This is a genomic window from Clostridium sp. (assembly GCF_016650095.1).
Taxonomy (GTDB): Bacteria; Bacillota; Clostridia; order Clostridiales; family Clostridiaceae; genus Clostridium_AD.
In genome coordinates this window covers 1-5,186 of record NZ_JAENWL010000276.1, presented here as the reverse complement: position 1 = coordinate 5,186, position 5,186 = coordinate 1, and the positions used below count along the sequence as shown (strand labels likewise).

The 5,186-nt window shown below is 32.7% G+C and carries 5 protein-coding genes; all 5 read right to left on the bottom strand.

Features of this window, described 5'->3' with window-relative positions; all coding sequences use genetic code 11:
• Positions 1-479 (bottom strand): nitroreductase family protein (locus tag JJE11_RS14320; RefSeq protein WP_291636803.1); only part of this gene is annotated, 479 nt, incomplete at its 3' end.
• A 77-nt stretch (positions 480-556) separates the two neighbouring features.
• Positions 557-1,675 carry a 4-hydroxybutyrate dehydrogenase gene (locus tag JJE11_RS14315; protein WP_291636799.1) on the bottom strand — a complete coding sequence of 373 codons (1,119 nt, stop codon included), beginning with the start codon at positions 1,673-1,675 and terminating at the stop codon, positions 557-559.
• Between the two features lie 80 nt (positions 1,676-1,755).
• Positions 1,756-3,123: an aldehyde dehydrogenase family protein gene (locus JJE11_RS14310; RefSeq protein ID WP_291636797.1), complete on the bottom strand. Its 1,368-nt coding sequence runs from the start codon at positions 3,121-3,123 to the stop codon at positions 1,756-1,758.
• Between the two features lie 79 nt (positions 3,124-3,202).
• Positions 3,203-4,675, bottom strand: coding sequence for an acetyl-CoA hydrolase/transferase family protein (locus JJE11_RS14305; protein WP_291636809.1), 1,473 nt, complete (start codon positions 4,673-4,675; stop codon positions 3,203-3,205).
• A gap of 348 nt (positions 4,676-5,023) precedes the next feature.
• A partial coding sequence (locus tag JJE11_RS14300; protein WP_291636807.1) for a 4-hydroxyphenylacetate 3-hydroxylase C-terminal domain-containing protein occupies positions 5,024-5,186 on the bottom strand: 163 nt, incomplete at its 5' end.

The window sequence follows — 5,186 nt, the reverse complement described above, 5'->3', positions numbered from 1 at the left end:
GTCATCCAGCATGTACCATATCCAAGACTAGCAGAGGCAAGTAATAAATTTTCCATTGATGCAGCGACTGCCTGTACCCCTGGTGCAGTATTAATAAGTTCCTGTATAACATCCATACTTTCATTAATAGCTTTAAATTCTACAAGCCCTGTTGGTTTATAATTTCCAGCATATACTAAAATTAAGCAAGGTGCATTTTTAAATGCAGTATGGTATTTCAAAGTTTTAGTGAAATTTCTCTTAACATCTTCATCAATAATTTTAGCCGCAATTTCTACATTTTTATTTTCAACGATTTTTACAAGTTCATTTATTTTTTCCTTATTCCTTATAATTACAAAGTGCCAATTCTGAACATTCTTACCCGTTGGAGCGTGAATAGCCGCTTTAATAATCTCTTCTAAATCATTCATAGGAACAACTTCATCTTTAAATTTTCTTATACTATGCCTTTTGTAAATGAAATCTAAATTTGACATGTAATACCTCCTAGTTGTTTATTTTAATCATTAAACATAAAAAGAGAGGTTAGCCCTCTCTTTTTATGTTTAAGATTTTAATATAAAATCTTATAAATATCTCTAATTTCATCTCTGCTTAAAGGTACATAATTATTAGCTAAAAGTCTTTGTTGTCCTTCAATAACGCTATCTGCAAAACTTTCAATTTCGGAAGCCTTCATACCATAGTCTTTCAAAGGTTTTCTAACTAATAATTTATCAAGTACTTTAGCAAGAGCAGCAAATACATCACTTTCTGCACTTACGTTTAAAATATCGGCAAGTATTTTATTAACATCTTTAATTTTACCAGTTGGATTTTTCTTATTGTAAGCTTTAAATACTTCAACAAACATCTGGTAATTTGCTTCACCATGAGGTACATGATAATTTCCACCTAGTGGATATGAAAGTGCATGAACAGCACCAACTCCTGTGTTTCCAAAAGCAATGCCAGCAAAGTTACTAGCTATAACAAACTGTTCAATTATTTCTTTTCTATAGTCCTCATCTTTTTCAATTATCTGCATATATCCTTTTAAAATCATTTCCATTGCTTTTACACTAAATACTTCTGTGTATGGATTAGATTTTGGGGATACATAAGACTCTATGGAATGAATTAAAGCATCAATTGAACTAGCAACAAAGAATCTATATGGAAGTCCTTTAACGAGTTCTGGAATAAGTACTGCATGATCAGCAAGCAATTCATCTATACCAAGGCCCATCTTTGTATGCTTAGCTTTAATTTCAGCTATAGAAAGATTTGTAACTTCTGAACCTGTTCCAGCTGTTGTAGGTACTAGTATAAGCTCTTTATCCTTTATCAATGGTACTTTTTTCTCAAATAAATCTAAAGCTGTATTCTCACCCTTCAATACTAGAAGTTTTGCTATATCAATAACACTTCCACCACCCACGGCGAAAATTCTTTTGAAGCTCTTCCCCTTAATAAGTTTAAGTACTGCATCAATTATCTCATCTGAAGGTTCTCCAACACCATATTTCTCAAGAAAAACTATTTCAGCCTTAAGGTTGAGGCTTCCGAAGAATGGATTATATATATATTCATTTGATAATATAAAATCTCCTTCACCTATATTAAATGTTTCAGCAAATTCTTTTGCTGTATCAAATTTATGAATTTGTGACTTTAGTGAAAATAATTTCATTATGTTACCTCCTATTTTATAATTATTGTAATTTGGGTAATAGGCTTCAACTTAAATCGTTGAAACCTATTTATTATATATTATTTAGCCCAGATTTCCTCGATAGTTGGAACCTTGGCATCTTTGTTGAATAATCCAATTCTTGATACATTAATTAAATGTTCATAGTTCAAGTTTTCAGATATACTGTTGTTTCCCCATGATCCGCATCCAAGTGTTGTAGATGGTGAAAATCCGTTAAAGAAACTTCCGCCTGCTCCTGTTGAGCATGATTGGTTTACAACTAGTCTGCTTATAGGAAGTATTTCTCCTGCATATTCAATGTGTTTTCTGTTGTTGGAATGAATTCCAACTGTATGTCCTGCACCTTCGAATAAAAGATTTGTTTTTGCAATATTAACAGCATCTTCAAAAGTTTCATATTTAAGTGCAATCATGCAAGGACACATTTTTTCTTTACAAAGTACATCTTCTGCACCAAGTCCTTTTGCTTTGAAAAGTATAACTTTTGTTTCTTTTGGAACAGCAACGCCTGCAAGATCAGCTATAAATTGAACAGATTGACCTACAACCTTACCGTTAGTTACTCCATTTATAAATAGTACATTTCTGAATTTATCTAGGGTAGCTTCATCTTCAATATAGAATGCTCCATTAGAAACCATTGCTTTTATAACTTCATCATATTTTTCTGATGGAGCAATCACTGATTGTTCTCCAGAACAAATGATTCCATTGTCAAATTTTCTTCCTGCAATGATTTTTTTTGTTGCTTCATCAAAATCAACGTCTCTATCAACTATAACTTGAACGTTTCCTGGTCCAACACCGTAAGCTGGTTTACCACTTCCGTAAGCAGCTTTAACCATACCCATACCGCCTGTAGCAAGAACAACATCTACTGCTCCCATAAGTAATTGTGTTAACTCAACAGATGGTTCTGCAATTATTTGAATTAAATTGTCTGGTCCACCTAATTTTTTTATTTCTGCATTCATTAATGATACTGCATGTGCAGAACATTTTTTTGATCTTGGATGTGGTGCAACGATAACTGAATTTCTTCCTTTAATAGCAAACATTGCATTACACATTGGTGTAACAATAGGATTTGTAGTTGGCGTAATTGTTGCTATAACACCCTTTGGTTTAGCAACAAAAATCAATCCCTGTTCCTTATCTTCTCCAATTATGTCAACTGATTTTTTGCCTCTAAGACTATTCCATATTGTTTTTGATTTTCCCATATTCTTTGCAACCTTATCTTCATAAACACCCATTCTTGTTTCATCTACAGCTTCTCTAGCAAGGATTTCAGCATTGTCATGAATAACTTTCCCAATAACTCTTACCATATCATCTACCTGCTCTTGTGAATACTCAGCTACCACTTGTTGTGCTACTTTTGCTTTTGCCATTAAATCTTCTATAATTTGTTTGTTTTCCATTTGTAAATTCCTCCTGTTTATTATGTATTAGTTTTAAAGTAATTCATTCATTACTACACTATCATTGTAACATATAATCTTATGATTTTTTCTTCATTGTGCCTGTTTCAGTAAACCTTACGTGCCAGGATAAAGCATCACATAATACATGAGGAGTGTGTTTTCCTCCACAAGATTCTGCTTTTTCAAAGTACTCTAAAAGTTGGGGTCTATAGTCTGGATGTGCACAATTATTAATAATTGCTAAAGCCCTTTCCTTTGGACACTTACCTCTTAAATCTGCTGTACCTTGTTCCGTAACAATTACCATAACATTATGTTCTGTATGGTCTACATGAGAAACAAATGGAACAATTGAAGAGATATCACCTTTCTTGGCTATAGATTCTGTTGTAAATATGGTTAAAGAAGCATTCCCAGTAAAATCACCTGATCCGCCTATCCCATTCATCATTTTTGTGCCCATAACATGAGTTGAATTAACATTACCATAAATATCAACCTCGAGTGCCGTGTTCATCGCAATAATTCCAAGTCTTCTAATAACTTCTGGATTATTGCTTATTTCTTGTGGCCTCAATATAATTTTATCTTTTAAACTGTCTAAGTCCCTTCTAAAATCTACCATTCCAGCTGGTGAAGGGCTTAACGCAGTACTTGATACCATTTTTGCTTTACCACATCTTATAAGATCAAGCATGGAATCCTGTATTACCTCTGTATAGCAAGTAAGATTTTCTAAATTAGATTCACAAAGCCCTGCAAGTACTGCATTCGCTACGCTTCCAACACCTGATTGCAACGGTAATAAATTTTTTGGTAATCTTCCTTCTTTAACTTCATTTTCAAGAAAATCTATTAAATTTTTTGAAATTGCTTTAGACTTTTCATCTATAGGAGCAAGTGCTCTTGTTTTATCAGGCAAATTTGTCATTACAATTGCTGCAATTTTATCAAGTCCACAAGGTATATAAGTTGTTCCAATCCTGTCTCCAGGATGTGTTATTGGAATTGGCTTCCTGAAGGGAGGCTTTTCTAAAGAATAAATATCTGCAATACCTTCTAATGCTAATGGCTGATATTCATTAACTTCAACTATAACTATATCTGCATTTGCAACAAAAGTAGCAGCATTTCCCACTGCTGTTGTAGGTATTATGTTACCTTCTTCCGTAATTGCTAACGCTTCTATAATTGCAACATTAACTTTTGGTAAAAAACCATAATCTACAAATTGAGGCATAGTACTTAGATTCATATCAAAATACTCTGTTTGACCTTTATTAATAGAGTTTCTTAATTCATTATTAGTCTGGTACGGCGTTCTTTTTGAGATTATACCAGCCTCAGTCCAAGCTCCATCTATTTCTGGACCAACAGAAGCACCTGTATATAATGTTAGTTTCATTTTTTCACCAGTTCTTTTAACCCTTTCCGCAAGAGCTAAAGGAACATCTTTAGGATAGCCTGATGGAGTAAATCCACTTACTCCAATTACCATTCCATCTTTGATGAGATTTGCTGCCTCTTCAGCAGAAACTACTTTTTTCATGAGTTCTTGATTTCTTATTCTTTTGGTTACCAAGATTTCACCTCCAAAATTTTATTAAATGTAGAGTGCTCTTCTCAAACTATTCATTCTGTAACTATCTGAGCGACCTATAGATTTAGCTTAGACACCTCTCTTCAAAATAACTTGATAAAAGAAAATAATATATATGTTAAAATAATCACAAATATTATTTTTAAAAATAATATTTGTTGCATAAAAGCAACAAATATTAGAAAATTAATGTACAAAAATCTATTAAGCCTTCTACTGTATGCGTTTTTGAGATATTTTGCATTTTTGCAACGCGTTTCATTTCTACAACACTTTTACCTAAATATATTTAGTAAATTATTCTTTTATTCTAGCAATAACTTTTGCTAAAGCTTTTTTATGAGCTAAATTACTTTGTCTTGCTATCATTATTCTTTGTGCCTGTGGTGAGCCTGCACCATGCATTGATTCTGTTCTATAACCAACTGCAGCTGTTCCAAGTGACATGTTTTCTATTAAT